Consider the following 25,564-nt stretch of genomic DNA (forward strand, 5'->3'; position numbering starts at 1 on the left):
TGGTTCACGCCCAGCGGGCAACGTTCCAGGCCACGCCGCTATCCCGGGATGATCCCGGACTCGTGGGCGATGATGGCCGCCTGGACGCGGTTCCTGACGCCCAGCTGCCGGAAGATCGTGCTGACGTAGACCTTCACGGTGCCCTCGACGACGTAGAGGCGTGCCGCGATCTCCGCGTTCGACAGACCGGCGCCGACCAGGCCGAGCACCTCGCGTTCGCGGGCGGTCAGCACCTCGATCCGTTGTGTCGCAAGCGGTCGCGGATGAGCGCGGGACATCTGGTCCACGACCCTCTTCGCCACCATCGGCGACAGGAACGCGCCGCCGTTCGCCACCGCGCGCACCCCGGAGATGATCTCCTGCGGGTCGCCGGTCTTCAGCACGAACCCGGCCGCGCCCTCCCCCAGCGCCCGGCTGATGTACGCGTCGTCCGCGAACGTGGTCAGCACCAGCGTCTTCGTGCCCGGATGGCACTCCCGGACCACCTTTGCCGCGTCCAGGCCGTCGAACACGGGCATGCGGATGTCGAGCACGGCGACGTCCGGCCGGTGCCGGGCGACGAGGTCGATCGCCGCGCTGCCGTTCTCCGCCTCGGCGACGACCTCGATGTCCCCGGCGGTGCCGAGGACGGCCTTCACGCCGAACCTGACCACCGGCTCGTCGTCCGCGAGCACGACCCTGATCACCCGGTCCTCCTCGCGAGCCACTGCTTGTGCACGAGCCGATCATCCCGGAAGCACAGCTGGTGCAGGTCGTGGCGGTCACCGTCGAACGGGTTGGGGTGCGTGCTGTAGTAGCGGCACTCGGTGCCGGGCGGCGCGATGACTCCGAGCGGGTTGTCGACGCGGGTGCGCCACGGCAAGTCGAGGGCGTCCTCGTCTTGCCCGAACTGTGCCCGTTCGAACTGCTGCGGCGTGAGAACGGACGTCACGGCGTCGAACACCATGTAGCCCGGCACGCCGACCGCGATCCCCGCGCACACGACCGAGGTGATCAGGACCGTGCGCTTGGCGCTGCGGCGAAGCTCCTTCTCCGTGCGTTCGCGGCGCACGTGCGTCGGTGTCGTCCGGGCCCGCGGGCGTTCCGGCAGCTTCGCCCTGACCTCGAACCCGCCGTCGTCACTCGGCGCCGCCTCGAACCAGCCGCCGACGAGCGCGACGCGCTCGGCGAGGCCCACCAGGCCCTTGCCGCTGCCGACGGCCTCCGTCCTCGGCGCCGGGCCGTTGGTGACGCGGAGCTCGAGGTTCGCGGACAGGCTCACGGTGACCTTCGCGCCGGGCGCGTGCTTGATCACGTTCGTCAGCGCTTCGGCGGCGACCCGGTGCACGGTGCGCGCGATGATGCCGTCGACCGCGGTCTTGCGGTTGTTCGTGAGCTCGACGTCGAGTCCGCTCCGGGCAACGACCTCCTCGATCGTCGCGACGGGTTCGTCCTCGTCCGCCCTGAGCACCTGCATGACGTCGGCGAGCCGTTCCGCCGCGGCCGTGACGCTGGCACGGGCGGTCTTGGCTGCCTCGCGTTGCTGTGCGGTGAGCGTCGGTTCCAGCTCCAGCGCACCGGTGAGGAGCGCGGCCCGCGCGAGCTCGTGGCCGACGAGGTCGTGCATCTCGCCCGCGAGCCGGGCGCGTTCGGCGTTGCGGGCGTTCTCGACACTGCGTTCCAGCAGTGCCGCGTGGTCCCAGCCGACCTCGCGCAGCTCCGCGAGCCGCCGCCGGAACCGCCCGAAGGCCCAGGGCACCACCCCGAGCACGCCGATGCCGGAGGTGACGGCGAGCGCGGTGTCGGAGCCGCCGCGTTCGGTCAGCGCCACGACGACGCCGGCGATCTCCGCGAGGGTCAGGGCGATGGCGGTGGGCCGCGGGTCCTCGGCGTTGCGTCCGGCGAGAAAGCTGACCAGTGCCAGTGCGGGAGCGAGCGCCACCACCCTCACGTCGAACTCGACGGTGACGAGGTAGCAGACGAGCCAGGCCCCCAGCGCGGTGCCCAGAGCGACCGCGGGCCGCTTGCGCACGACGGCGAAAGCCGCGCCGAACAGGACCAGGTAGAGCAGGACCTCCCACACGGCGACCATCATCGCAGTCGCTGCATCACCACGGTCGGCGCGTCCGTCTCCACCGGCTTCGCGGGCAGCTTCTTCTTCAGCAGCACCGCGATCCCCCACGACACCAACGCTCCGAGCGCGAGCCCGGCCATGACGTCGTGTACATAGTGGACACCCACGACGACTCGCGACGACGCCGCGGCGACCGCGCACACCATCGCGATCCAGCCGTAGGTCCTGTGCAGCGCCCAGATCGCCATCGCGGACGCACCGGCGATCACCGAGTGGTTGCTGGGGAACGACCAGTCGCCCACCTCCGGGCACTCCGCCATCGACGGCCGCGTCCGGCAGGGCCGTTCCTCCCGCACGACCAGCTTGACGACCTCGCTGACCGCGTAAGCCACCACGACACCGGCACCGGCGAGGAACGCCCGCAGCCTGTGCTGGAACCACAACAACAGGAACATCAGCGCGAACACACCGAGCACCGCGTCGGTGCCCACAGTCAGCCAGGTCACCCAGCCGAAACTACGAAGGTCCCGGCCAGCGCACCCCTGCCGTTCGGAACCGATCGACCCTAACTTTCGACAAGGGGCGCGTCAGCGGGTCGCGCTCGCGTTGCTCAGGACCAGGTCGTAGTAGCCCTTGGGGTTGTCCGCGCCGGACCGGCCGTCGATCAGCTCGCGCACGATGTCGCAGTGCCCGGCGTGCTGCGCGGTCTCCGCCGTGACGCGGACGAGCAGGTGCCCGAAGGTGGTCCGCCGCTTGTGCTCCGGCCACCACTCGACCTCCGCGGGCGCGTCCAGCGGCAGCTCCGCGATCGACTCGTCCGAGTGCTGCCAGGCCGCGCGGTACAGGTCGACGAGGTACTCGCGGGACTCGGTGGGCTTGGCCCACATGTCGGCGTTCTCCCAGATCGACCTGTCCTCGACCCACGGCAGCGTGAACGACGCCGGACGGCCCGCGCTCGCGCCGAGGTAGCCGAGCTCGATGCCGATCAGGTGCTTCACCAGGCCGAGCAGGTTGGTGCCGCTCGGCACGAGCGGGCGGCGGACGTCGTACTCGCCCAGTCCATCCAAAGAGGACACGACCGACTCGCGGGAGGCCTGGAGGTAGCGCTGGAGGTCCTGGGCGATCATCTGCCTGCCTTCACTTCCTTCGGGTGCGCGACGGTCTGCCGGGGCGGAAGCAGGACGTCGGGCGCGGTGCCCCACTGGCTGTAGACGGCCGTGCGCCGCTCCAGCTGCTTGCCGAACGACGGTGCGGTCTGTTCCAGCCGGACCACCCGGTTCTCGTCGTCCACCTCGACGACCAGCCGCACGTCGCCCCGGGTGTACCCACCGGAGTAGGGCACACCTCCCGCGCTGAACACGTACCGGTCGTCCTCGTGTTCGACGAGGCGGAGCGTGTCGCGGTCGAGATCGCCGAACAGGTTGCCGGGGTGGTAGTCCTGGGTCGCCATCGACAGGTCCCTCGCGTACGGCCCCACCCAGGGAGCGTCGTTGAGACCCATGCTGGTGAACTCCTTGCCGGGCGGCAGGGTGAGCTTGCTGTGCCGCAGGTAGTCGTCGTCGCCCACCACCAGCCAGCGGTAGTCGGTGGTGCCCTCCCTGGCCTCGCGGTGCGCGGTCACGTCCTCCTGCGTGGTCGCACCGCCGCTGCCCACGTGGAGCACGCCCGCGTACGTCTGGCTTCGAGGGTCCTCGCCCTCGATCTGGATCCGCACGTCGAACCGCACCGACTCGTAGCGCTGGGAGGCCCACGCCTTGACCAGCGCCACCGGGTCCGCCTGCGCCGTCGAGCACGCGGTCAGCACCAGCAGCAGAGACAGGGCGAGACGCATGCCACGAGTCTGGCAAAACCTGGTGACCTCGGCGCACGGAATGAGAAGGTCGGGTACGTGCAGAAACTGATCATCGCCGCCCTGCTCGGTGCCTCCCTGGTGACCACCGCCGTGCCCGCCTCCGCCGGCACCGCCCATCGCGTCGACGCCGCGGCCGGGTGGCTCGCGAGACAGATGGCCGACGGCGAGCGCCTGGAGACCGAGTTCGGGGGCGTCAAGTACCCGGACCAGGGCCTGACGATCGACGCGATCTTCGCCTTCGCGGCCGCGAAGAACGCCGACGACTACGCGGACCGTGCCCTCGCGTGGCTCGCGAAGCCCGAGATCTCCAGCGGTTACCTGGGCTCGGACGGTGAGTCGTACGCCGGCGCGCACGCCAAGCTGGCCGTGGCCGCGCGGGTGAAGGGCAAGAACCCGCGCGCGTTCGCCGGCACCGACCTGATCGCCGGCCTCAAGGCGCTGCAGGCACCGTCCGGCCGCTTCTCCGACCGGTCGGCGTTCGGTGACTTCTCCAACGCCTTCACCCAGTCCTACGCGCTGATCGCGCTGGGCCGTGACTCGTCGGGCGCGGGCTACCTGGCCGCGACGCAGTGCGCGGACGGCGGCTTCCCCGTGACGTTCGAGGCCTCGCCGTGCGTCAGCGACGTGGACGCCACCGCCATCGTCGTGCAGGCGCTGCGCTCGCAGGGCAGGCCCGTCGGCCGCGCGGTCACGTGGCTCGAGTCGAAGCAGCAGGCCGACGGGGGGTTCCCGAGCGCGCAGGGCGGGTCGAACGCCAACAGCACGGGCCTCGTGGCGCAGGTCGTGAAGGGCTCTTCGGCCGTCAAGGCGCGCAAGTACCTGAAGTCGCTGCAGGTCGGCTGTTCCGGCGTCGAGAAGGGCGCGATCGCGTTCGACGCGTCCGGCTTCGACAAGGGCACGGCGCCGCGGGCGACCACTCAGGCCGTGCTCGGGCTGACGGGCGCGAACCTCGTGACGCTGCGCAGCGGTGGTCCGGACGGAGCGCCTCAGCTGCACTGCTGAGTGACTCACGGACAGTGAGCACAGGTCAGACGGGAATCGCTTGAACGCCGCTTGAGTTTCCCTCAAGCGGCGGTTCGTCTAGGACACAAGCTGACCTCAAGTGGTCCTAGAGTCCTTCATGTCGGGACAAACGAGCGAAGGACAGAAGCGATGACCACCACCGAGATCCTCACCGGCGAGCGCGCGGACCTCCTCGAGACCCTGAAGCAGCACCGCTGGTTCCTGACGTTCACCGCGCAGGGCCTGACCGACGAGCAGGCGGCGTCGACCCCGACGGCCAGCGCGCTGTGCATCGGCGGGCTCATCAAGCACGTCGGCACGGTCGAGCAGAGCTGGGTGAGGTTCATCGAGCAGGGCACCTCGGCGATGGAGACCGACCCGGAGTCCGAGGACTACGAGAACCACGCGCGCACGTTCCGGATGGAGCCGGGCGAGACGCTGGAGAGCATCATCGCGCAGTACAACGAGATCGCGGCCTACACCGACAAGCTCGTCGAGACGGTCGACCTGGACCTCTCGCACCCGCTGCCGGCCGCGCCGTGGTTCCCCGAGGGCAAGACGTGGTCGGCTCGGCGGGTGCTCGTGCACATCGTCGCCGAGACCTCGCAGCACGCGGGCCACGCGGACATCCTCCGCGAGACGATCGACGGCCAGAAGACGATGGGCTGAGGCCCGCGGTCAGGCGTTCGGCGGCGAGAAGGTCGAGAGGAACTGGTCCCGGAAGTCGCTCATCCGCGACACCGGGGCCGACCCTCCCGGCTTGATCCCGTCATCCCACTTCCAGGACGCGGCCTTCTCCATCACGGCCGGGTCCTTGGCGACGATGGTGATCGGCACGTCCCGGGAGGCTCCCTCGCCGGTCACCATCTGCGCCGGCTGGTGGTCGCCGAGGAACACCATCACGAGGTTCTCGTCGCCGTACTTCTCCAGGTACGAGACCACGGACTCGAGCGAGTACGAGATCGAGTGCGCGTAGTCGGCGCGCACGGCCGCCGGGTCGCGGCCGAAGATCGACTCCGGCGGGTCGTTCGAGGCGGGCATGGTCGAGTAGATCGAGCCGTCGCCCAGCTTCTCCCAGTCCACCGAGTCCGGCGTCGGTGACCACGGCGCGTGCGAGGACACCATCGGGATGGCCGCCATCACCGGGCCGTGCTGCTTCGAGCGTTCGTTGCGCTGGAACGATTCCAGCGTGAACTGGTCGGGAGTCGTCGCGTAACCGAAGCGCGGGCCCTTGTAGCCGAGGTCCTGGGCGGCGTAGATCTTGTCGTAGTGGAAGAAGTCGCCTTCCGGCCACGCCTGCGTGATGCCGGGGACGACACCGACCGAGCGCCAGGAAGACTCGCGGAACGCACGCGGCAGCGTCAGCCGGTCGGACGCCACGAGGTTGCGGTAGCGCTGCTGGTTGTCGATCCACAGGCCCGACAGCAACGTCGCCTGCGCCATCCAGCTGCCACCGCCCGCGGTCGGCGAGGTCAGGTAGGCGGACTTCGCGCTGTACCCGGCCGCCTTCAGCCGGTCGTCGCCCTGAGCGAGCTTCGCCGCCACGTCCGGCATGTCGAGCGCCGACTTGCCGTAGCTCTCGACGAACGTGAAGACGACGTCCTTGCCCTGCAACGAGGACAGCAGCCCGGGGTGGTCGCGGAACGCGTCGACCGAGGCCTCCGCCGCGAACACCTCCTTGTCGTTCAGACCGGCCTGCACGCGCCGCGCGTGGTCGACCAGCGACGTGGTGGCGGCGTCGGAGTAGACCGGAACACCCGGAACGGCAAGGGAAACGCACACCACGACCGCCGCGGCCACCGCGCGGATCGCGACGGGACGGCGTCCGGCGGCGACAGAACCGAGGCGCTGCACGGAGATCGCCGCGAGAAACACGATCCCGGCGACCAGCGCGACGGCCAGTGCCACGGCGAGCACGGAGGCGAACCGGCCGAACGTCACGTCCACGAAGTCGATGGCGGGCACCAGCAACGGCCAGTCCAGCACGAGGTCGAACGGCCGGTACAGCACCATGTCGAAGCCGATGTCCATGATCTTCACGACCGTGAACAGCCCCAGCGCGACACCGCCGGCGATCGCGGCGGGCCTGCGGAACCGGTCCGGCAGCAGCATCAGCACGAGAACGCCGACGAGGCCTTCGAGCGGCACCCGCAGGAACGCCTCGAAGCTGAACTTCTCCAGGTCGTTCGGTGCGATGAGCACGAACAACACGAACAGCCCCGCCAGGACCGTGGCCGTCCGCCGCAACAACATCCTCACCGAGATTCCCCTTTCCGGACCCCATGAGGTAAACGCGGCGCGGCCCGCGACCGGTTCAACTGCTCTACCATCGGATCCCGTGACCCGCCCGCACGTTCTGCTCAGCGTCGCCGTCAGCCTCGACGGTCACATCGACGATCGCGGCACCGAGAGGTTCCCGCTTTCGAACGCCGAGGACTTCGACCACGTCGACCGGATGCGCGCGGAGTCGGACGCCATTCTGGCGGGGGCCGAGACGTTGCGCCGTGACAACGCGCGACTGCTCGTCTACAGCGAAGAGCGGCGCGCGCGCAGAACAGCCGAGGGCAAACCGGAGTTCCCGCTGCGCGCGACCGTGACGAGGAGCGGTGATCTGGACCCTGAGCTGCGGTTCTGGCACTGCGGCGGTGAGCGGATCGTCTACTCCAGGAGCGCCACGACCACGGTCGGGCACCTCGCCGAAACGAAAACCTTCAGCGAGTTCTCGGAGATTCTGGACGATCTCGGCGCACGCGGGGTGAGAAAGCTCATGGTCGAAGGCGGCACGAGCATTCACACGGCGTTCCTCCAGGCCGGACTGGCCGACGAGATCCGGGTGGCGGTGGCACCGATGCTGATCGGACAGGCGACGGCCCCACGTTTCGTGAATCCCGCCGAGTTCCCCGGTGGACCGGCACGCCGATTCCACCTGGAGGACGTCACGAAAGTCGGGGACGTCGCGGTGCTCCGCTACTTCCCGAAAGTCACTTCCTCCGCACGAGACTGAGCGCGCGGAAGATCTGCTCGCGGCGGTAGACCGCGATCACGAGCGCCCACACCATGAAGATCAGCGGCATCATCGCGTCGTCGAAGCCGCCGTTGGTGACGAGCGTGAGCTCGGTCAGGGCCGCGCCCGCCATGATGCCCGCGAGCCCCAGTGCGGCGAGGCCGCAGATGGGCGGGATGAGCAGGCCGATCGCGGTGCCGGTCTCCAGCACCCCCGTGAAGTAGCGGAACCACTGACCGAAGCCGATGTCGTCGAACTTGGCGACGAACGAGTCGGTGAACAGCGCGTAGCCGTTCATCACGAACTGCACGGCGAGCACGATCTGCAGGATCCAGACGACGATGTTGCCGACCTTCGCCGCGGTAGAGGTCTGCTCAGACATGGCGGGATTCTCCCACCGAAACGGCCGCGTTGTTCCACAGCCACAGCACATCGCGACCGAACGACCACACCAACGATGCCAGCGCGAGACCAACGAGCACGGCCGCGAACGGCAGCAGGCCCGACGCCGCCACGACGAGGAAGATCCCCTGGACCGCGGCCACGACCTTGCGGGCGTAGCTGGCGGGCAGCGGCGCGTTCATCCAGCGGAGACGCCAGGACGCGGCGACGAACACGTACCGCATGAGCCCGATCGCGAGCACCCACGGCCCCATGTGCACGGCCACGTACGCGCTCAGCACCAGGATCAGGAACGCGTCGACCTCCATGTCGAACCGGGCGCCCAGCGCCGACGAGGTGCCCGTGCGGCGGGCGACCTGCCCGTCCACCCAGTCGAGCGACAACGCGACAGCGGCGAGGGTCACGACCAGCGCGACCGGCACGTCCTGACCGGCGCGGTCGGCCACGAGCGCGGTCACCGCGCCGACCATCAGGCCGCGGGCGAGCGTGACGCGGTCGGCCGGGCCCAGTGACCTGGTGCGATGGCGCTGCATGCCGTAGCCGAGGAACGCCCACGTCGCGAACCCGTAGGCGAGGCCGGCGGCCCAGCCGAGCAGCCCTAGGCCGGTCGTGGCGCCCACCACACCCAGCAGGAGCACCTGGGCGACGGCCCAGGCGGCAGGCTCCCGGACGACGACAGGTGTCCTGGTGTGCTGAAGTGTGATCATCAGGTGCCCCTAACGAACTTCGTGCGGCGGAGGTGTTGTGAGTGACACGTACGGCGAGTGCCTTTTGGCTCAATGAATCCGGAAACGGGGAGGTTCGGCAGGTCACACTGGCCGAGCCCGGTCCGGGTGAGGTCGAGGTGCGCACGCTGCACTCGGGGGTGAGCCGAGGCACGGAGACCCTCGTGTTCCGCGGTGGCGTGCCGGAGAACCAGCACGCGGTGATGCGCGCGCCGTTCCAGGAGGGCGACTTCCCGTGGCCGGTGAAGTACGGCTATCTCAACGTGGGTGTCGTGGAGACCGGAGACCTGCGCGGGCGCACGGTGTTCTGCCTCTATCCACATCAGACTCGGTACGTCGTCCCGGAAACCTCGGTGACGCTCGTGCCGGAGGCGGTTCCGGCGGCGAGGGCCGTGCTGGCGGGCACCGTCGAGACCGCGGTCAACGCCGTGTGGGACGCGCGCCCGTTGATCGGCGACCGGATCGCGGTGGTCGGCGGGGGCATGGTCGGGTCGAGCATCGCGGCGGTGCTGGCCACGTTCCCCGGTGCGCGCGTCGAGCTCGTGGACGCCGATCCCGCCCGTGAGGAGACCGCCCGCGAGCTCGGTGTCGGCTTCGCCCTGCCGGGCAACGCCCTCGACGGCTGCGACCTGGTCTTCCACGCGAGTGCGACCGAACCTGGCCTCACCACGGCGCTGAACCTGCTCGCGCCGGAGGGCCGCGTGATCGAGCTGAGCTGGTACGGCGACAGGAAGATCTCCGTGCCGCTGGGCGAGTTCTTCCACTCGAAGCGGCTCACGATCCGCAGCAGCCAGGTCGGTGTGGTCGGCCGTCCGGACCGCACCTACGCCGAACGCATGGCCGTCGCGCTCGACCTGCTGGCCGACGACAGGTTCGACGCGCTGATCACGGGCCACAGCGCGTTCGAGGAGCTCCCCGACGTGATGCCGAGGCTCGCGGACGGCGAGATTCCGGCGCTGTGCCACCGGATTGACTACGGTCAGGCCCATGTTTCCCAGTGACACCACGGTCGACGTCCGGGGTAAGAGCGTGGCGGTGCTCCCGGTCGGCAGCACCGAGCAGCACGGTCCGCACCTGCCGCTGGCCACGGACTCGGTGATCGCGTGGACCATCGCGTCGGAGATCGCGGCGCGGTACCCGGTGCGGTTGCTGCCGCCGATCCAGTTCTCGTGCTCGCAGGAGCACGCCGACTGGCCGGGCACCGTCAGCATCTCCGCGAGCACGCTGGTCTCAGTGGTCAACGACATCGCGGAGTCCTTGCGGCGCAACGGTGTCACGCACGTCGTGCTGGTCAACGGCCACGGCGGCAACTACGTGCTGTCGAACGTCGTGCAGGAGGGCGAGGGGCTGGTGCTGTTCCCCGGCCGCGACGACTGGGCGTTCGCGCGGGAGAAGGCCGGCATCGAGACCTCGGCGTACAGCGACATGCACGCGGGTGAGCTGGAGACCTCGATCCTGCTGCACGCCCACCCCGATCTGATCCGTCCCGGCTACGAGACCGCTGACCACCTGGCGGAGGACAGGCGGCACATGCTCACCCTGGGTCTGGCGCCGTACACGGAGTCCGGCGTCATCGGGCGTCCCTCGCTCGCGTCAGCGGGCAAGGGCCAGCTCCTGCTCGCGGGGCTGACCGAGTCCTTCGGCCACTACCTGGAGCTTTTCGGTCTTCCGGCGTGACAGGAACAGCACGACCGCGCCGGGCAGAGCCGCGATGAGCGCCAGCACGCCGTAGACGATGCCGGTGGTGAAGCCCTGCGCGGCGCCCAGACCGGCGGCGCCGAACGCCACCGCGAGGAACGCCTCGCGCGGGCCGAACCCGCCGATGTTGACCGGGATCGCCATGATCAGCAGCGCCAGCACGACGACCGGCGCGAGCTGGGTGACCGTGGCGTCCGACCCGGCGGCGCGGGCGGCCACCAGGAACAGCGCGACGTACCCGGCGACCGTGGCGGCCGAGAGCCCGATGACGGCGGGCCAGGTCTTGAACGACAGCAGCCTGATGCCGTCGGCGAGGGTGTTGACCAGCGCCCTGCGCACCGGCCTGATGTTCCAGCCGACCGCGGTCAGGACGGCCAGACCGCCGAGCACCACCGCGACGGTGACACCGTTCGGCGCGAGGTCGAGGCCGGGCGCGGGATGCGTGAGCAGCACCGCGAGCCCGATCCCGATGAGCACGACCTGGCCGGCCATGCGCTCGAAGAACACGGCGCGCACGCCCCGTCCGACGTCGCCGGACTCGCGGCCGTGGTTGACCGCGCGGTGCACGTCACCGAGCACGCCCGCGGGCAGCACGGCGTTGACGAGCTGGGCGCGGTAGTAGTCGCTGACCGCGGTCCGCAGGGTCAGCGGCAGGCCGAGGCGGCGCGCGATGATCACCCAGCGGCCCGCGCTGAGCACCGTCGTCACGAGCCCGATCGCCAGTGCGGCGGCGACGGAGAACGCGTCGATGGCGCGCAGTCCGTCGACGAACGCCCCCGTGCCCAGACGCAGGCCCAGAGCCACGAGGATGCCCAACGCCAGCAACAGGCGGAGCCACGGCCAGAACTTCTTCATCTCACACAGCTCCCGGTAGTGCCAGCAGGTCGACGTGGTGGACCACGACAGAGGCCTCTGACCTGCGGCGCAGGTACTCGGAGACCTCCGACATCAATGCGGGTTCCTGCTCCACCGCGGCGTCGACCCAGCCCTTCAGCCATTCCCGCTGCAGGGCGTCGCCATTCATGCGCCAGGCGCTCTGGGCCGTCCGAACCGAAGCGCCCGCCGCCGCGAACGCCTCTTCGGCGGCGGCCGGAGCGTCCGGTCCGAGGAGACGGCGCCCGTCCACGACGCGGCGCTGGTGGGCGTTGAACGCGTCCTGGAAGGCGGCGTCGAGCGGCTCGGCCGGATCGATGTCGATCCGGCCCGCCACCGAGAGCGTGAACAGTGCGGGCACATGTGCTTCTACGCAGGCCATGGCCAGTTCGTTCATCTCTCCGGCCGTGAGCAGGTCGAGCAACGCGGAGCACGTGACGAGGTCGGCGCCCGCGATGTCGGCGGCTTTCAGGGACGTGAGGTCGCCCTCACGCGTCTCGGCGGTGACGTCCGGCAGCGCGTTCATGCTCGCCTCAGCCAGCCCGAGCAGCCGGGGGTCGCGGTCGTGCAGCACCCAGTGCTGCACGCCGCCGAGCCTGCCGGCGAGCCATCGTCCCATCGATCCCGTTCCACAACCGAGGTCACGGATCGTCAGGGGGTTTCGGTTCACCAGAGTTTCGCGGACCACGTCGGCGAGCTCGGTCGAGCGTGCCTGTGCGTCGGCGTTTTCCCGCAGTGCCAGCCATTCCGGGGCGAAGGTCATGGCCGGAGCGTAGCCAGCACCCTCCGCAGGTCCTCTGTGGATTCGTCCCAAGTGGACAGATGACCCCTCCGGACGAGCGCCCTGGAACGCAGTTCCGCCCGGAAATCTTGATCTTCGAACCAGTGCGTTAGCGCAGCTACGAATGCATTTTCGTCCCCGACTGGAATGAGCAGGCCGCCGTCGCCCAGGGCGTCCGGAACGGCGCTCGCGATGACCGGCAGACCGTGTGCGAGGGCCTCGGTGACGACCATGCCGTAGGTCTCGGCGCGGGAGGCCAGCACGAAGAGGTCCGCACTGGCATACGCGCTGGTCAGAGCCTCGCCGGCGAGTGGGCCGGGGAAGCTCACCCGGTCGTCTCGCGGGAGCTCGCGCAGGAACGGCCGGTGCGGGCCCACACACGTCAGCCGCCAATCGCGTTCGATCCTCCGCAACGCCCTGACCAGCAGGTCGTGGCCCTTGCGGGGTGTGATGGACGCGACGCAGAGCAGGTGGTGGACGCCGTCCGTGCCCGCGGCGAGCGGCGCCGGATCGGTGCCGGGGACGACGACGTGGACGTGGCCGAGCCCGTGCCTCGCCCTGATGTCGCGGGCGGCGGTGGGACTGGTCGCGACGACCGCGCTCGCGGCCCGCAGGACCTGGCCTTCCTTCTCGTTCAGGAACGCGGCCACGGCCGGGTCGAGGCCGGTCTCGTCGGCCAGCGGCAGGTGGACGAGCACGGCGATCTTCAGACGTCGTGTGTGAGGCACGACGATTTCGGGTAGCCCGCAACTCACCAGGCCGTCGAGGAGCACGACGGCACCGTCCGGGATGGACGCAAGCGTTTGCTCCAACGCGGTGACGTCGCGCGGGCGCGGCCAGTCACCAGCGACGGTCAAGCGGTTCAGGCCCGCGCTCACGCGCAGGTCGTAGACGTTGCCGCCGCTGGGACTGCCCGGATCCCCGACGTCAGCCGGAAGGACGAAGTGCACGTTCGTAGCCGGCCCACGCCACATGCGACTCGTGGAGTGTGACGGCGATCGCATCGATGCCGTGAGCGCCCTCACCCAGAGCACCCTCGGAGATCTTGTCCGCGAGCTGGTCCGCGATGTGCTTCGCGAGCCACTCCGTGGACGTGTTGATGCCCGCGAACTGCGGTTCTTCGTCCAGGTTGCGATAGTTGAAGGCGGCCAGGACCTTGTTCAGCTCCTGGGTCGCGAGTCCGATGTCGACGACGATGTTGTCCGAATCGAGTTCAGTGCGTTTGAACGTTGCGTCCACCAGGAACGTTGCTCCATGCAGACGTTGCGCTGGACCGAAGACCTCGCCGCGGAAACTGTGGGCGATCATCACGTGATCGCGGACGGTGATGCTGAACAGGATGACCTCCGCTGTGCGGTCGGGTTACGGTGCGACCTCCATCCGAGCGTAGCTGCACGTTCGGAAGGCGCCTGGCGACAAGGGGACCGGAGATGTTCGAACAGGCCTTCAACGAGGAAGACGTTGCAGAGTCAGACCTGGTGACACGCCGTGGCACCTTCCGCGCTGTCGCGTTCCGCGCGGACGGTCACGAGCACATGGCCCTCGTCTACGGGAAGACGAAGCTGCGCGAGAACGTTCTGGTGCGCATCCACTCCGAGTGCATGACCGGCGACATCTTCGCGGCCATGCGCTGCGAGTGCGGCGAACAGCTCGACGCCGCGTTGAACACCATCGTGCGTGAAGGCAGCGGCATCCTCGTGTACCTGCGGGGACACGAAGGCCGCGGAATCGGTCTGGTGTCGAAGATCCGCACGCACGTGCTGCAGGACGAGGGACTGGACACGTTGGACTCGGCCACGTCGCTCGGCCTGCCCGTCGACGTGCGCGACTACACCCCCGCGGCCCGCGTGCTCAAGCACCTGCGCGTGCAGTCGGTGCGGCTGATGTCCAACAACCCGGACAAGATCGCGGCGCTGGAGTCCAACGGGATCTCGGTGACGGCGCGCGTGCCGTCGCTGATGACCCCCAACGCGCACAACATCGCGTACCTGACGGCGAAGCGCGACCGGCTCGGTCACGACCTGCCCCAGGTGGAGGAGTTCACCACCCTTCCGCACGCACGCTGACCATTGCTTTCCCAGTATGTGGGGCTCACACTGTCTCGATGCTGGCGCTGCGGGCAGGGCGTGCGTTCGACGGTGAGAGGTCCATCGCGGGCCCCGTCACGGTGCTCGTCGAGCACGGGAAGATCAAGGCCGTCGAGCAGGGCAGTCCCGACGTCGCCGGTGCCGAGGTCCTCGACCTCGGCACCGCCACCGTCCTACCCGGACTGATCGACACCCACGTCCACCTGTGCGCGGACGGCGGCCCGAACGCGCTCGACCGAGTGCCGTCGTTCACCCCCGAACACCTCGACTCGGTGATCGAGGACAGCCTCGGCCTGCACCTCAGGGCAGGCGTCACCACCGTGCGCGACCTCGGTGACCACTCGTGGGCCGTGACGGACCAGCGCGACCGGCACCGGCAGCGCGTCCTCGCCTCCGGGCCGCCGATCACGAGCCCGCGCGGCCACTGCTGGTCGATGGGCGGTGAGGCGGCGGGCGACGAGGACCTGCGCCGGGCCGTGCGCGACCGGGCGGAGCGCGGCGTCGACATCGTCAAGATCATGGCCAGCGGCGGGTTCGCCACCCCCGGCACGATCGTCGACGACTGCCAGTTCACCGAGCACGAGCTGCGCGTGGTGGTCGAGGAGGCCCACTCGGCCGGCCTCCCGGTGACCGCCCACGCCCACAGCCTCAAGGCCGTCCAGCACGCGGTGGCCGCCGGTGTCGACGGCATCGAGCACTGCACGTGCCTGTCCGGCGGGTCCATGGTGCTCCCCGCCGACCTGATGGACGCCCTGGCGGAGGCCGACATCGCCGTCTGCCACACCCTCGGGTCCACGGCCGACCCGCCTCCGCACATCCAGGAGGCGTTCGACCGCATGGGGATGAGCCTCGCCGCGAAGATCAACGCGGTCGGCCGCATGTACGACCACGGCGTACGCGCCGTCTCCGGCACCGATGGCGGCATCGCCCCGGGCAAGGGGCACGGGATCACCGCCCACGCCCTCGGCGACATGGTCGAGGCCGGCCTGCCGAACGCCGTGGTGCTCGCGAGCGTCACCAGTCAGGCGGCGCGGGCGTGCGGCGTGAGCAAGGGCGTGCTGAAGCCCGGCTGGGATGCGGACATCATCGCCGTGCAAGGAGATCCCATGCGGGACATCACGGCGTTGCACCACGTGACCACGGTGGTGATCGCGGGTCAGACGGCGATGACCGTCTTGCCGACGGACCGCCGCGTGTAGACGTGGTCCACCGCGGCGAGCGCCTCCGAGAGCGGGAAGACCTCGTCCACCGGGGCCTTCACCGATCCCGACTCGACCAGCACGCGCAGCTCGTCGAAGACGTCTGCGCGTTCCGAGGACATCAGGGGAACGAACTTCTTGGAGGAGAACGGGTTCAGCAGGAACGAGCCCATCGACTTGTGGAACCCGCCCGTGATCGATCCCCCGGTCTCCGCGCCGACCAGCACGATCCTGCCGCGCTCGTTGGTCCCCCTGCGCAGCGTGGAGAACGGCCGGGCGCCACCGCAGTCCAGGATCAGGTCGTAGGTGCCGGTGAAGTCCGCGACCGTGTAGTCGAAGACCTCGTCCGCGCCCAGCGACCGCACCAGGTCGACCTTGCGGGTGCTGCACACCCCGGTCACGTACGCGCCAAGGGCTTTCGCGATCTGCACCCCGTACGAACCGACGCCACCGCCGGCCCCGAGCACGAGAACCCGTTGCCCTGGCTGGACTCCGCGCAGTCCCTGCAGCGCCGTGCCACCGGAGATCGGCACCGCGGCCGCCTCGGTGAACGACGTGTTCCCCGGCTTGCGCGCCAGCCGTGACACCGGGGCCACCGCGTACTCGGCGAACGACCCCTCGCACGTGCCGAACACCTCGTCGCCGACCGCGAACCCGGTCGCGCCGGGCCCGATCTCCCTCACCACACCGGCTACATCCCGTCCCGGCACGACCGACTTCGGTGCGCGGAACCCGAAACCGAGGACCCGCAACAGGTAGGGCTTACCGGTGAGCATGTGCCAGACGCCCATGTCGACGCCCGCCGCCCGCACCTCCAGCAGAACCTCGCCCTCCCCAGGCACAGGCACATCGAGGTCACCGAGCACCGCCGATCCGTATCTTCGTTGTACGACAGCCTTCACAGCTCTTCCTCCTCCGGGTACTGGAACACCTCTTCGAGCGACACCCCGAACGCTCGCGCGATCTTGAAGGCCACCTCCAGCGAGGGCGAGTACTTGCCCTGCTCGATGGCGATCAGGGTCTGCCGCGTCACGCCGATGGCCGTGGCGAGGTCGGCCTGCTTCATCTCGCCGTGCGCGAACCGAAGCGCACGGATGGAGTTCGTGACTTTCGTGGGCTTCACAGCATTCCTCGCCGGTAGAGCGCGATCTTCGCCAACGACCCGAGCACCGCGGACAGCACGAAGCACAGGTAGAGCACGTTGGCGATCCAGAAGTAGGGCGCCTCGAGCATCGCGAGTCCCATCGCGGAGACACCGCCGATGACGACGAACGACTGCCCGACGTGGTCACCGAGCCGGCCGATCTCGCGGTCCCGCTCGTCGGCCTGCAGCCCGTCGTTGCGCGACTGGATGCCGAACCAGATGCCGGACACGATGCCCGCGACGATCCCGAACAGGATCGTCCACAGCAACGCGCCGACATAGGGAGTCTCGACCAGCGGTCTGCCGTCCATCCCAGTCAGGACAAGCACGACATACACGGCATAGCCAGTCACGGCGATGACCGCCAACGCCCACGCCTGCTTCTCCTCGAACGCCATGGTCCCGCTCCTGATGTCAAAGAAACCTGACATCACCAAGGTAAAGCGAACCGGACACCGTGTCAAACATCTTTGACTTAACCTTTTCGTGATCAACGCGTCCGTATGGCGGTCGACTACCTCCGATCGGAGCCATTAGCGTGCGGCGCATGCTCCGTCCGATCCTTGTTGCGTGCGCGCTCGCCCTCACGGCGTGCGGCCACGCGGTGACGGCGGAACCTCCCGCCGCCGCGCACACGCAAGCCCCGTCCCACACCCCCGCGGCGGCACCTCTCGTCGCGACGCCCGAGGTCTGCCCGCTGCCCGACAGCGGGTTCGAGTGCGACTTCCAGAAGCGGATCAAGGCCGCTCAGGACTACGCCGAGACCAGGCCCGGGACCACGGGCTTCGTGCTGCGGGACCGCAAGTCCGGGGCGATCTGGCGCAACGACCACTCGGGCGACATGACGTGGACCGCGTCGACGATCAAGCTCGCGATGGTCGTGAACCTCCTCGAACGCCACCGCGCGGGCAAGATCAAGCTGAGCGCCGACGACCGCAGCCTCATGAACGCGATGCTGCACACGTCCGACGACGACGCGGCGGACTCGCTGTGGAAGAAGTACGGCGGCACGACGTTCAACGCGGCGTTCGGCAAGTACGGAATGACCGATTTGGTGCCACAAAAGGGATATACGTCGGCGTTCCCCTACTGGGGCTTCGAGAAGTGCACCGCGAACGACCTCGACCGCCTGATGAACTACGTCCTCGACTCCGTGCCCGCGGACGACCGCCAGTACATCCTCGGTCAGATGCGCCAGGTCGGGCCCGTGCAGCAGTGGGGCGTGTGGGGTCCCGACTCCGGCGCGAAGAACGGCTGGTCGGAGGAGGACGGCGGCTGGGTGATGAACTCGGTCGGGTTCGTCGGCCAGGACGAGCGGTACACGCTCGCGATCATGAACAACCTCAAGGGCGAGGGCGCGTACGACGAGGGCCGCGCCACCGACACGGAGATCACGCGCCTGCTGTTCCGCTAGCCCTGGCCGGCACGGGTTCGAAGTGGAACGAGCGGATGAAGCAGTCACGCGGCTGGTTCACGGCGAACAGCACGCAGTCGGCCACCGACTGAGCGGTGAGCATCCCGTCACGCGGCGCGTCGTCGTCGTTGTCGAAGTCCGGCGGGTACAACGAGATCATGCGGATGCCCTCGGGCCGCAGCCGTTGCGACATGATCTCCGTGTAGCGCCCCTGGCCCGCCTTGGCCGCGTGGAACGCCGCGTGCGCGATGTGCGCGGGATCGCTGCGCGACTCGGCTTCCAGCGACACGAGCGTAACGACATCCGGGCGTCCGGACCGCCGCAGCAACGGCAGGAAGCTCTCCGTCGCCAGCACCGTCCCGGCCGTGCCGGACAGGATCGTGCGCACGATCGCGGCATCGTCCACCTGGGACTCCGCGAGGAACGCCGCGCCGTTGTTGACCAGCACGTCGACGTGACCGAGCAGGGCGCCGACCTCCTCGGCACACCGCCGGACCGACGCCGGGTCCGTGAGGTCGCACCGGAACGCGTGCGCGTCGGGCAGCAGGTCGCGAGTGCGTTGGGCGGCAGCAAGATCGCGGGCGGTCACGACGACCGTCGCGCCCTGCGCGGCGAACCGCCGCGCGATCGTGCGCCCGAAGCCCCTGCCGCCACCGGTGATCACCACGTTCATGAGCGCGATGCTGCACCCTCGATCGCGGTGGAGGTCAAGCCGTCGGGATCGACTCCCACAGGCACAGCACGGTGCCCTCGCTGTCCTTGACGTACTGCGAGTACCCGAAGTCGCCCACGCGTTCCTTGGCGTTGAGCAGCACGCCCCCGGCCTCCACGACCTTGCCTGCCACGGCGTCGATCGCCGGCACCTCGATGATCAGCACGGGCCCCTGCACGAACTCGGTCCTGGGCGAGATCCCGCCGTCCGAGTCCGCGACGTCGACCGGCTCCCCGTCCGTGTCGACCAGCACGTAGTCGAACGGCAGCCGCTGCGCCGACCACCCGAAGACGTCGCGGTAGAACGCCGTCGCGCGGACGAGGTCGTCCGCCGGCAGCTCGAACTTGACCCTGGTCATCGCGCGAGGTCCGGGGCCTGGGCGACGAGCTCCTCGGGCGCCGACAACCGCCAGGCCTCGAACACGAGCTCCTTCATCTCGTCCGCCTCGACGCCCTCGAGGTACACCACGACCCAGCCGAAGCCCCCGGCCGTGAACTGCACCTCGAACACGTCTGGGCGTTCGGCCACCAGCGCCAGCTGCTCGGACAGCGTCTGCTTCAGCCCGACCGTCTGCGTGCGCGGCCAGTAGTAGCCGAACACCTTGCCGCGCACGCGGAGCGTGTCGTACTGCTGACCGGAGGACCGCTGCGCCTCGGCCAGCCCGTCCACGATCTCGAAGAGCTGCTTGTTCGTCGTCGCCACTGCCGACCCCCAAAGCCGAAGAGCGGAAAGTATAAATCCGGCTTTCAGGACGCGGGCGCGGTGAGCCTCCTCAGGTGATCGACGATGAGCGCGGCGTGGGACAGCGGCGTGCTCAGGTCCTCCACGTCACCGTTCGTCGTGTAGTCGAGCAGCACGACGTCGGCGGACTCGGCCAGCTCGTGCAGCAGTGTGACCTCGGGCCGCAGCCGGTGTTCGAGAACCCAGCGGTACGCCGGTAAGTAGATCTCCTGCCTGGCCGTGCGGTAGTCGAGCAGGTGCTCTCCGGCCAGCCCCGCGCGGTGGCCGCGCACCGGCCCGTGACGGCGGACCGTGCGCTTCAGGCCCTTCATCGACGTGACCGCGAGCTTCGACGGGTCGACGTCGGCGCTCTCGAAGACTTTGAGGGCCTGCCACAGGCCCTCGACGGACTCGCTCGTGACGCCCGGCGACAGCGGCACGGGGATCTGGCCGTGCGGGAAGAACGGGCTGAAGCGCACCCACGGGTCGGGGCCGCGGGAGGTCACGTCGATGACCACCGCGTCCGGGCGCTTCACCTTGCGACGCTTGCTCGCGACTTCGATCGGCATGGCCGGAGCATGTCAGGAGGGTCTGACAATTTTCGGCGCTCAGCGCACCGGTTGGGCCGTCGCGGTTGCCGTTGACGCGACACGGCTTCGTTGGGTCAGCACGACGCACACGAGCACGACGGCCGCGGTGGCGAGAGCCGGCCAGCCGACCGGTTCGCTCAGCACGAGCGCCGACCACATCAGCGTCAGGACCGGCTGGGCAAGCTGGATCTGGCCGATCTTGGCCACCCCGCCCGCGGCGAGGCCCGCGTACCAGGCGAAGAAGCCCAGGAACATCGAGATCAGTGCCACGTAGGCGAAACTGAGCCACACGACGCCGTCGGCGCGCGAGAAGTCGGCTGTGTACAAGGAAACCGGGATGGTCACCGGCAGCGAGACGACCAGCGCCCAGCAGACCGTCCTGGCTCCGCCCAGCTCACGGGAGAGCGCGCCACCCTCGGCGTAGCCCAGGCCGCACAGCACGACGGCGACCAGCAGGTAGCCGTCGGCCAGGCTCAGCGAGCCGGAGAAGCCTCCACCGGTCGCCACGAACGCCAGCACCGCGAGCAGGCCGGCGCCGCTGGCGAGCCAGAACTTCAGGGGCGGGCGTTCGGACGCGCGCACGACCGCCCAGATCGCCGTGGACATGGGCAGCACGGCGATCACGACGGCGCCGTGGGCCGAGGTCTGGGTCGTGAGCGCGAGCGAGGTGAAGAGCGGGAAGCCGATCACGATGCCGAGAGCGACGACGAGCAGGCGGCGGATCTGCGTTACCGTCGGGCGAGGCGCACGCGATAACGCGAGGTAGCCGATCGCCAGAGCGCCGGCGACGGCCGCGCGTCCGAACGCGACGAACCACGCGTCGAGTCCGGCCACTGCAAGCCGGGTCGCGGGCAGGGAGAAGCTGAAACCCAGCACACCGAGCGCGCCGAGTGTTACCCCCGCTGGCACGATAACGTTACTCTTGGCTCTCATGAATGAGGATAACGCAGCCGCCCGCGTTGTCGAGCACCTGAGATCGGCGGCACGGTCCGGCCGGGCCGGCGACCGCATGCCCTCGGTGCGCGACCTCATGGCGCGGCACCGGGCCTCCCCCGCGACGGTCCAGCAGGCGATCCAGCGCGTGGCCGCCGAGGGGCTCGTCGAGGTGCGGCCCGGTCGCGGCAGCTTCGTCGCCCCGCGCACGGCCGCGGCGAGCCACGACCTGTCGTGGCAGGCCGTCGCGCTCGGCGAGGGCAGGCCCGGCGAGGACCTGGTGGCGAACCTCGTCGCGGTGCCCAAACCCGAGGCGATCCCGCTGACCAGCGGGTACCTCGACCCCGAACTGCAGCCGACCGACGCGCTCGGTGCCGCGCTCAGCCGTGCCGCACGCAGGCCCTCCTCGTGGGGACGCGTCCCGGTCGAGGGCAGGGAGGAGCTCCGCGCGTGGTTCGCGAAGGAGGCCGGCGGCGAGCTCAGGGCAGGCGACATCACGGTGTGCGCGGGCGCCCAGGAAGCGCTCGCGACGGTGTTCCGCGGGCTCGGTGAGCGCGGTGACGCCGTACTGGTCGAGTCACCCACCTATCTCGGCGCGATCGCGGCGGCGCGCGACGCCGGGCTCAAGGTCGTGCCGGTGCCGGCGGACCAGGACGGCGTGCGCCCGGACCTGCTCCAGGCCGCCTTCGAACGCACCGGCGCGAAGGTCTTCTACTGCCAGCCGCTGCACGCGAACCCGCACGGCGCCGTGCTGTCCGACGAGCGGCGTACCGAGGTCATGCGGATCGTCCGGAGCGTGGGCGCGTTCCTGGTCGAGGACGACTGGGCGCGCGGCTTCACCATCGACGGCACCGCACCTCCGACACTGGTCTCGCAGGACACCGACGGCCACGTCGTCTACGTCCGCTCGCTCACCAAGGTCGCCGCCCCCGGCCTGCGCGTCGCCGCGATCGGAGCCCGCGGACCGGCGGGCACCCGGCTCAAGAACACCCGCTCCCGGCAGGACCTCTACGTCGCGGGGCCGTTGCAGGAGGCGGCGATCGACTTCGTGACGTCCCCGGTCTGGCGCCGGCACCTGCGCACCCTCCAGCAGTCCTTGAGGTCCAGGCGTGACGCTCTGACGCGCGCGCTCGGCGAGCACCTGCCCGAGTTCGAGATCGCGAGGTCGTCGGGCGGCCTGCACCTGTGGGTGACGTTGCCCGAGGGCGTGGACGACCTGGAGCTGACGACGGCCGCGGCGGCGCGTGACGTCGTGGTGTTCCCCGGCAGGCCGTGGTTCGCCGCTGAACCGCCGGGCAGTTTTCTTCGTTTGACCTACGGCGGAGCACCCGAGCACGTGCTCGCCGAGGGCGTGCGGCGACTGGCCGGCGCCGTGTTCGCCGTCCGGCGGTGACCGCTTCGGGTGAATTGCATGGTTCGTTAACTTGACTCACTCCAGAAAAGACGGCAGGGTGGCCCTCGTGCCCACGGCTTCCGACTTCGAGCGCCTGCTGCGTGGAGCGTCGCTTCGGGTGACGGCCCCGCGGATAGCAGTGCTGTCCGCAGTGCACGCCCACCCGCACGCCGACACGGACTCGATCATCGGTGTCGTGCGTCAGAACCTCGGCGCGGTCTCCCACCAGGCCGTGTACGACGTGCTCCGTGCACTGACCGGAGCCGGCCTGCTGAGGCGGATCGAGCCCCAGGGCTCGGTCGCCCGGTACGAGGCCCGCGTCGGGGACAACCACCACCACGTCGTGTGCAGGTCCTGCGGCGCCATCGCCGACGTCGACTGCGCAGTCGGCCACGCGCCATGCCTGGACGCATCCGACGACCACGGGTTCGTCATCGACGAGGCCGAGGTCATCTACTGGGGCTCCTGCCCCGAGTGCACGACCGCCGCGAAAAGTTCCTGAACACCCGGAAGGATTCCCGTGTCCGACAGCACTGACGCCAAGCTGGCCGACCTGAACGAGGAGGAGGCCGGCGGCTGCCCGGTCGCGCACGGCCGCATCAGCCACCCCAGCGAGGGCGGCAGCAACCGTGACTGGTGGCCCAACCAGCTCAACCTCCGGATCCTCCGCAAGCACCCCGTCCAGGCGGACCCGTTCGGTGGTGAGTTCGACTACGGCCAGGCGTTCCTCACCGTCGACCTCGACGAGCTGGCGCGCGACGTCGACGCCGTGCTGACCGAGTCGAAGGACTGGTGGCCGGCGGACTTCGGGCACTACGGCCCGTTCATGATCCGCATGGCGTGGCACAGCGCGGGCACCTACCGCACCCACGACGGCCGCGGTGGCGCCGGCGCGGGCATGCAGCGCTTCGCCCCGCTCAACAGCTGGCCGGACAACGGCAACCTGGACAAGGCCCGCCGTCTGCTGTGGCCGGTCAAGAAGAAGTGGGGCCGCAGGATCTCCTGGGCCGACCTCATGATCTTCACGGGCAACCGCGCGCTGGAGACCATGGGCTTCGAGACCTTCGGCTTCGCCGGTGGCCGCGCGGATGTGTGGGAGCCGGACGAGGACGTCTACTGGGGCCCGGAGACCACGTGGCTCGGCGGCGACGCCCGCTACAGCGGTGAGCGCGACCTGGAGTCGCCGCTCGCGGCCGTCCAGATGGGCCTGATCTACGTCAACCCCGAGGGCCCGAACGGCACCCCGGACCCGCTGGCCGCCGCCCGTGACATCCGCGAGACGTTCGGCCGCATGGGCATGAACGACGAGGAGACCGTCGCGCTCATCGCCGGTGGCCACACCTTCGGCAAGGCGCACGGCGCGGGTGACCCGGAGCTGGTCGGCGCGGAGCCCGAGGGCGCCAAGATCGACGCGCAGGGCTTCGGCTGGATCAGCACGCACGGCACCGGCAAGGGCCGTGACGCCATCACCTCCGGCCTGGAGGTGACCTGGACGCAGCAGCCCACCAAGTGGACGAACCTGTTCTTCAAGAACCTGTTCGAGTTCGAGTGGGAGCTCACCAAGTCCCCCGCCGGCGCGCACCAGTGGAAGCCGAAGGACGGCGCGGGCGCCAACACCGTGCCCGACCCCGAGGACGGCACGCTCAACCGCACGCCGCAGATGCTGACGACCGACCTGGCGCTGCGCATCGACCCGATCTACGAGCCCATCTCGCGCCGCTTCGCCGAGAGCCACGAGGCGTTCGCGGACGCGTTCGCCCGCGCGTGGTTCAAGCTGACCCACCGCGACATGGGCCCGATCCAGCGCTACCTCGGCCCGCAGGTGCCGCAGGAGGAGCTGATCTGGCAGGACCGCCTGCCGGCCGTCGACCACGAGGTCATCTCCGCCGACGACGCCAAGGCGCTGAAGGCGAAGATCCTCGAGACCGGTCTCTCGATCTCGCAGCTGGTCAAGACCGCGTGGGCCTCGGCCTCGTCGTTCCGCCAGAGCGACAAGCGCGGTGGCGCCAACGGTGCCCGCATCCGCCTCGAGCCGCAGCGCGGCTGGCAGGTCAACGAGCCCGACCAGCTCGCCCAGGTCCTGCGCACGCTGGAAGGCGTGCAGGAGGCGTTCAACAGCGCGGCGACCGGTGGCAAGAAGGTCTCGCTGGCCGACGTGATCGTCCTCGGCGGTGCCGCGGCGATCGAGCAGGCCGCCAAGGCCGCGGGCCACGACGTCGAGGTGCCGTTCCTCGCCGGCCGCGTGGACGCGACCCAGGAGCAGACCGACGCCGAGTCGTTCGCCGTCCTGGAGCCCACCGTCGACGGTTTCCGCAACTACACCGGCAAGGCCACCCCGCTGCCGTCGGAGTACCTCCTCGTCGACAGGGCCAACCTGCTCGGCGTCTCGGCGCCGGAGCTGACCGTGCTGGTCGGCGGCCTGCGCGTGCTGGGCGCCAACCACAACGGCTCGACGGCGGGCGTGCTCACGGCCAAGCCGGAGACGCTGACCAACGACTTCTTCGTCAACCTGCTCGACATGGAGACGGAGTGGAAGTCGGTCACCGAGGACGAGGAGAACTTCGAGGGCCGCGACCGCGCCACCGGCGCCGTCCGCTGGACCGCCACCCGCAACGACCTGGTGTTCGGCTCGAACTCCGAGCTGCGCGCCATCGCCGAGGTCTACGCGAGTGACGACGCGGCCGAGAAGTTCGTCCAGGACTTCGTCGTGGCGTGGAACAAGGTCATGAACGCGGACCGCTACGACGTCTGATCCAGCCCCACCCCGGTACCCCAGGCCACTCCCCCGGCCTGGGGTACCGGCGTTTGCGGGGACCTGCATGTGCACGCTGCGGTTTCGTTGGCCGGCAATGGCTGCGCGCTCCTTCATCGTCCACTCCGGACTCGTTGCACCTGGTACGGCAGGGGTTCTTCGAAGGCCGGACTGTCGGTGCCGGCGGATTTCAGGGACGGACCGCGTGGGGAGGTGACGGCCGAAATCTC

General features: G+C 69.7%; 31 protein-coding genes. 11 read left to right on the top strand and 20 right to left on the bottom strand.

The genetic code is table 11. The features are described from left to right. Nucleotides 1–38 precede the first annotated feature (38 nt). The 5 genes from ACWF7A_RS35720 to ACWF7A_RS35740 form a co-directional block, all read right to left on the bottom strand. The gene (locus tag ACWF7A_RS35720; protein WP_452254922.1) at nt 39–686 is read right to left on the bottom strand and encodes a response regulator; all 648 of its coding nucleotides are present in this window, start codon (nt 684–686) and stop codon (nt 39–41) included. Then, entirely contained in the window at nt 683–2,074 is a 1,392-nt protein-coding gene (locus ACWF7A_RS35725; RefSeq protein ID WP_452254923.1) for a sensor histidine kinase, read from the bottom strand. The genes ACWF7A_RS35720 and ACWF7A_RS35725 overlap by 4 nt, the downstream gene beginning before the upstream one ends. Next, on the bottom strand, nt 2,071–2,559 hold the full coding sequence (locus ACWF7A_RS35730; RefSeq protein ID WP_452254924.1) for a phosphatase PAP2 family protein: 489 nt from the start codon (nt 2,557–2,559) through the stop codon (nt 2,071–2,073). Before ACWF7A_RS35730 ends, ACWF7A_RS35725 begins: the two co-directional genes overlap by 4 nt. Before the next feature lie 81 nt (nt 2,560–2,640). Further along, nucleotides 2,641–3,180 (bottom strand): DinB family protein, encoded by a 540-nt coding sequence (locus ACWF7A_RS35735; RefSeq protein ID WP_452254925.1) that lies wholly within the window; start codon nt 3,178–3,180, stop codon nt 2,641–2,643. Next, nucleotides 3,177–3,884 (bottom strand): hypothetical protein, encoded by a 708-nt coding sequence (locus ACWF7A_RS35740; protein ID WP_452255046.1) that lies wholly within the window; start codon nt 3,882–3,884, stop codon nt 3,177–3,179. The genes ACWF7A_RS35735 and ACWF7A_RS35740 overlap by 4 nt, the downstream gene beginning before the upstream one ends. Nucleotides 3,885–3,941: 57 nt before the next feature. Here ACWF7A_RS35740 and ACWF7A_RS35745 point away from each other — a divergent pair, with 57 nt between their 5' ends. Beyond that, nucleotides 3,942–4,907 carry a peptidase gene (locus ACWF7A_RS35745; RefSeq protein ID WP_452255047.1) on the top strand — a complete coding sequence of 322 codons (966 nt, stop codon included), beginning with the start codon at nt 3,942–3,944 and terminating at the stop codon, nt 4,905–4,907. A 150-nt stretch (nt 4,908–5,057) separates the two neighbouring features. Next, nucleotides 5,058–5,576 carry a DinB family protein gene (locus ACWF7A_RS35750; protein WP_452254926.1) on the top strand — a complete coding sequence of 173 codons (519 nt, stop codon included), beginning with the start codon at nt 5,058–5,060 and terminating at the stop codon, nt 5,574–5,576. A 9-nt stretch (nt 5,577–5,585) separates the two neighbouring features. Here ACWF7A_RS35750 and ACWF7A_RS35755 read toward each other — a convergent pair whose 3' ends face one another. Next, on the bottom strand, nt 5,586–7,160 hold the full coding sequence (locus tag ACWF7A_RS35755; protein ID WP_452255042.1) for a sulfatase-like hydrolase/transferase: 1,575 nt from the start codon (nt 7,158–7,160) through the stop codon (nt 5,586–5,588). An 85-nt stretch (nt 7,161–7,245) separates the two neighbouring features. Here ACWF7A_RS35755 and ACWF7A_RS35760 point away from each other — a divergent pair, with 85 nt between their 5' ends. Continuing rightward, on the top strand, nt 7,246–7,911 hold the full coding sequence (locus tag ACWF7A_RS35760) for a RibD family protein (protein ID WP_452254927.1): 666 nt from the start codon (nt 7,246–7,248) through the stop codon (nt 7,909–7,911). On the opposite strand, the gene ACWF7A_RS35765 is transcribed toward ACWF7A_RS35760, so the two are convergent. Continuing rightward, on the bottom strand, nt 7,889–8,293 hold the full coding sequence (locus tag ACWF7A_RS35765; protein WP_452254928.1) for a DoxX family protein: 405 nt from the start codon (nt 8,291–8,293) through the stop codon (nt 7,889–7,891). The two genes, ACWF7A_RS35760 and ACWF7A_RS35765, sit on opposite strands and share 23 nt — an antisense overlap. Then, nucleotides 8,286–9,020: a CDP-alcohol phosphatidyltransferase family protein gene (locus tag ACWF7A_RS35770; RefSeq protein WP_452254929.1), complete on the bottom strand. Its 735-nt coding sequence runs from the start codon at nt 9,018–9,020 to the stop codon at nt 8,286–8,288. The genes ACWF7A_RS35765 and ACWF7A_RS35770 overlap by 8 nt, the downstream gene beginning before the upstream one ends. A 41-nt stretch (nt 9,021–9,061) precedes the next feature. On the opposite strand from ACWF7A_RS35770, the gene ACWF7A_RS35775 reads away from it, so the two are divergent. Then, entirely contained in the window at nt 9,062–10,039 is a 978-nt protein-coding gene (locus ACWF7A_RS35775; protein WP_452254930.1) for a zinc-dependent alcohol dehydrogenase, read from the top strand. Beyond that, nucleotides 10,026–10,715 carry a creatininase family protein gene (locus ACWF7A_RS35780; protein WP_452254931.1) on the top strand — a complete coding sequence of 230 codons (690 nt, stop codon included), beginning with the start codon at nt 10,026–10,028 and terminating at the stop codon, nt 10,713–10,715. Before ACWF7A_RS35775 ends, ACWF7A_RS35780 begins: the two co-directional genes overlap by 14 nt. Here ACWF7A_RS35780 and ACWF7A_RS35785 read toward each other — a convergent pair. Genes ACWF7A_RS35785 through ACWF7A_RS35800 form a run of 4 tightly spaced genes read right to left on the bottom strand, consistent with a single transcriptional unit; the run spans nt 10,632 to nt 13,728 of the window. Next, complete coding sequence (locus ACWF7A_RS35785) at nt 10,632–11,591, bottom strand: lysylphosphatidylglycerol synthase transmembrane domain-containing protein (RefSeq protein ID WP_452254932.1); 960 nt, start codon at nt 11,589–11,591, stop codon at nt 10,632–10,634. The two genes, ACWF7A_RS35780 and ACWF7A_RS35785, sit on opposite strands and share 84 nt — an antisense overlap. 1 nt (nt 11,592) lies before the next feature. Further along, nucleotides 11,593–12,372: a methyltransferase domain-containing protein gene (locus tag ACWF7A_RS35790; RefSeq protein ID WP_452254933.1), complete on the bottom strand. Its 780-nt coding sequence runs from the start codon at nt 12,370–12,372 to the stop codon at nt 11,593–11,595. Beyond that, nucleotides 12,369–13,340, bottom strand: coding sequence for a glycosyltransferase family 4 protein (locus ACWF7A_RS35795; protein WP_452254934.1), 972 nt, complete (start codon nt 13,338–13,340; stop codon nt 12,369–12,371). The genes ACWF7A_RS35790 and ACWF7A_RS35795 overlap by 4 nt, the downstream gene beginning before the upstream one ends. Then, entirely contained in the window at nt 13,318–13,728 is a 411-nt protein-coding gene (locus ACWF7A_RS35800) for a 6-pyruvoyl trahydropterin synthase family protein (RefSeq protein ID WP_452255043.1), read from the bottom strand. The genes ACWF7A_RS35795 and ACWF7A_RS35800 overlap by 23 nt, the downstream gene beginning before the upstream one ends. 92 nt (nt 13,729–13,820) lie before the next feature. Between ACWF7A_RS35800 and ribA the strand changes: the two genes are divergently transcribed. Both ribA and ACWF7A_RS35810 read left to right on the top strand, forming a co-directional pair. After that, the gene (ribA, locus tag ACWF7A_RS35805) at nt 13,821–14,456 is read left to right on the top strand and encodes a GTP cyclohydrolase II (RefSeq protein WP_452254935.1); all 636 of its coding nucleotides are present in this window, start codon (nt 13,821–13,823) and stop codon (nt 14,454–14,456) included. A 38-nt stretch (nt 14,457–14,494) separates the two neighbouring features. Next, on the top strand, nt 14,495–15,676 hold the full coding sequence (locus ACWF7A_RS35810) for an amidohydrolase family protein (RefSeq protein ID WP_452254936.1): 1,182 nt from the start codon (nt 14,495–14,497) through the stop codon (nt 15,674–15,676). Here the strand turns inward: ACWF7A_RS35810 and ACWF7A_RS35815 are convergent. Genes ACWF7A_RS35815 through ACWF7A_RS35825 form a run of 3 tightly spaced genes read right to left on the bottom strand, consistent with a single transcriptional unit; the run spans nt 15,634 to nt 17,218 of the window. Continuing rightward, nucleotides 15,634–16,578, bottom strand: coding sequence for an NAD(P)-dependent alcohol dehydrogenase (locus tag ACWF7A_RS35815; protein ID WP_452254937.1), 945 nt, complete (start codon nt 16,576–16,578; stop codon nt 15,634–15,636). The genes ACWF7A_RS35810 and ACWF7A_RS35815 overlap by 43 nt on opposite strands. After that, the gene (locus ACWF7A_RS35820; RefSeq protein ID WP_452255044.1) at nt 16,575–16,742 is read right to left on the bottom strand and encodes a helix-turn-helix transcriptional regulator; all 168 of its coding nucleotides are present in this window, start codon (nt 16,740–16,742) and stop codon (nt 16,575–16,577) included. The genes ACWF7A_RS35815 and ACWF7A_RS35820 overlap by 4 nt, the downstream gene beginning before the upstream one ends. 53 nt (nt 16,743–16,795) lie before the next feature. Next, complete coding sequence (locus ACWF7A_RS35825) at nt 16,796–17,218, bottom strand: hypothetical protein (RefSeq protein ID WP_452254938.1); 423 nt, start codon at nt 17,216–17,218, stop codon at nt 16,796–16,798. Nucleotides 17,219–17,367: 149 nt separating this feature from the next. Here ACWF7A_RS35825 and ACWF7A_RS35830 point away from each other — a divergent pair, with 149 nt between their 5' ends. After that, complete coding sequence (locus tag ACWF7A_RS35830; protein WP_452254939.1) at nt 17,368–18,234, top strand: tat pathway signal sequence; 867 nt, start codon at nt 17,368–17,370, stop codon at nt 18,232–18,234. On the opposite strand, the gene ACWF7A_RS35835 is transcribed toward ACWF7A_RS35830, so the two are convergent. Genes ACWF7A_RS35835 through ACWF7A_RS35855 form a run of 5 tightly spaced genes read right to left on the bottom strand, consistent with a single transcriptional unit; the run spans nt 18,212 to nt 21,165 of the window. After that, the gene (locus tag ACWF7A_RS35835) at nt 18,212–18,907 is read right to left on the bottom strand and encodes an SDR family oxidoreductase (protein WP_452254940.1); all 696 of its coding nucleotides are present in this window, start codon (nt 18,905–18,907) and stop codon (nt 18,212–18,214) included. The genes ACWF7A_RS35830 and ACWF7A_RS35835 overlap by 23 nt on opposite strands. 34 nt (nt 18,908–18,941) lie before the next feature. Next, nucleotides 18,942–19,304 carry a VOC family protein gene (locus ACWF7A_RS35840; protein WP_452254941.1) on the bottom strand — a complete coding sequence of 121 codons (363 nt, stop codon included), beginning with the start codon at nt 19,302–19,304 and terminating at the stop codon, nt 18,942–18,944. Beyond that, complete coding sequence (locus ACWF7A_RS35845) at nt 19,301–19,648, bottom strand: MmcQ/YjbR family DNA-binding protein (RefSeq protein WP_452254942.1); 348 nt, start codon at nt 19,646–19,648, stop codon at nt 19,301–19,303. Before ACWF7A_RS35845 ends, ACWF7A_RS35840 begins: the two co-directional genes overlap by 4 nt. A gap of 44 nt (nt 19,649–19,692) precedes the next feature. Then, nucleotides 19,693–20,235 carry a DUF6939 family protein gene (locus ACWF7A_RS35850; RefSeq protein WP_452254943.1) on the bottom strand — a complete coding sequence of 181 codons (543 nt, stop codon included), beginning with the start codon at nt 20,233–20,235 and terminating at the stop codon, nt 19,693–19,695. A 39-nt stretch (nt 20,236–20,274) separates the two neighbouring features. Then, nucleotides 20,275–21,165, bottom strand: coding sequence for a DMT family transporter (locus tag ACWF7A_RS35855; protein ID WP_452254944.1), 891 nt, complete (start codon nt 21,163–21,165; stop codon nt 20,275–20,277). A gap of 22 nt (nt 21,166–21,187) precedes the next feature. Here ACWF7A_RS35855 and ACWF7A_RS35860 point away from each other — a divergent pair, with 22 nt between their 5' ends. The 3 genes from ACWF7A_RS35860 (at nt 21,188) to katG (ending at nt 25,334) form a co-directional block, all read left to right on the top strand. Further along, on the top strand, nt 21,188–22,582 hold the full coding sequence (locus ACWF7A_RS35860; RefSeq protein WP_452254945.1) for an aminotransferase-like domain-containing protein: 1,395 nt from the start codon (nt 21,188–21,190) through the stop codon (nt 22,580–22,582). Nucleotides 22,583–22,649: 67 nt separating this feature from the next. Then, nucleotides 22,650–23,084, top strand: coding sequence for a Fur family transcriptional regulator (locus ACWF7A_RS35865; RefSeq protein WP_452254946.1), 435 nt, complete (start codon nt 22,650–22,652; stop codon nt 23,082–23,084). 18 nt (nt 23,085–23,102) lie between these two features. Continuing rightward, complete coding sequence (katG, locus tag ACWF7A_RS35870) at nt 23,103–25,334, top strand: catalase/peroxidase HPI (protein ID WP_452254947.1); 2,232 nt, start codon at nt 23,103–23,105, stop codon at nt 25,332–25,334. Nucleotides 25,335–25,564 lie beyond the last annotated feature (230 nt).

Source organism: Lentzea sp. NPDC055074 (genome assembly GCF_053608005.1).

Bases quoted from the DNA above. Each gene is read 5' to 3' on its own strand.
- ACWF7A_RS35725 (WP_452254923.1), bottom strand. From the start codon at position 2,074: ATGATGGTCGCCGTGTGGGAGGTCCTGCTCTACCTGGTCCTGTTCGGC.
- ACWF7A_RS35735 (WP_452254925.1), bottom strand. From the start codon at position 3,180: ATGATCGCCCAGGACCTCCAGCGCTACCTCCAGGCCTCCCGCGAGTCG.
- ACWF7A_RS35740 (WP_452255046.1), bottom strand. From the start codon at position 3,884: ATGCGTCTCGCCCTGTCTCTGCTGCTGGTGCTGACCGCGTGCTCGACG.
- ACWF7A_RS35750 (WP_452254926.1), top strand. From the start codon at position 5,058: ATGACCACCACCGAGATCCTCACCGGCGAGCGCGCGGACCTCCTCGAG.
- ACWF7A_RS35755 (WP_452255042.1), bottom strand. From the start codon at position 7,160: ATGTTGTTGCGGCGGACGGCCACGGTCCTGGCGGGGCTGTTCGTGTTG.
- ACWF7A_RS35765 (WP_452254928.1), bottom strand. From the start codon at position 8,293: ATGTCTGAGCAGACCTCTACCGCGGCGAAGGTCGGCAACATCGTCGTC.
- ACWF7A_RS35770 (WP_452254929.1), bottom strand. From the start codon at position 9,020: ATGATCACACTTCAGCACACCAGGACACCTGTCGTCGTCCGGGAGCCT.
- ACWF7A_RS35780 (WP_452254931.1), top strand. From the start codon at position 10,026: ATGTTTCCCAGTGACACCACGGTCGACGTCCGGGGTAAGAGCGTGGCG.
- ACWF7A_RS35785 (WP_452254932.1), bottom strand. From the start codon at position 11,591: ATGAAGAAGTTCTGGCCGTGGCTCCGCCTGTTGCTGGCGTTGGGCATC.
- ACWF7A_RS35790 (WP_452254933.1), bottom strand. From the start codon at position 12,372: ATGACCTTCGCCCCGGAATGGCTGGCACTGCGGGAAAACGCCGACGCA.
- ribA (WP_452254935.1), top strand. From the start codon at position 13,821: ATGTTCGAACAGGCCTTCAACGAGGAAGACGTTGCAGAGTCAGACCTG.
- ACWF7A_RS35810 (WP_452254936.1), top strand. From the start codon at position 14,495: ATGCTGGCGCTGCGGGCAGGGCGTGCGTTCGACGGTGAGAGGTCCATC.
- ACWF7A_RS35820 (WP_452255044.1), bottom strand. From the start codon at position 16,742: ATGAAGCAGGCCGACCTCGCCACGGCCATCGGCGTGACGCGGCAGACC.
- ACWF7A_RS35825 (WP_452254938.1), bottom strand. From the start codon at position 17,218: ATGGCGTTCGAGGAGAAGCAGGCGTGGGCGTTGGCGGTCATCGCCGTG.
- ACWF7A_RS35830 (WP_452254939.1), top strand. From the start codon at position 17,368: ATGCTCCGTCCGATCCTTGTTGCGTGCGCGCTCGCCCTCACGGCGTGC.
- ACWF7A_RS35835 (WP_452254940.1), bottom strand. From the start codon at position 18,907: ATGAACGTGGTGATCACCGGTGGCGGCAGGGGCTTCGGGCGCACGATC.
- ACWF7A_RS35840 (WP_452254941.1), bottom strand. From the start codon at position 19,304: ATGACCAGGGTCAAGTTCGAGCTGCCGGCGGACGACCTCGTCCGCGCG.
- ACWF7A_RS35850 (WP_452254943.1), bottom strand. From the start codon at position 20,235: ATGCCGATCGAAGTCGCGAGCAAGCGTCGCAAGGTGAAGCGCCCGGAC.
- ACWF7A_RS35860 (WP_452254945.1), top strand. From the start codon at position 21,188: ATGAATGAGGATAACGCAGCCGCCCGCGTTGTCGAGCACCTGAGATCG.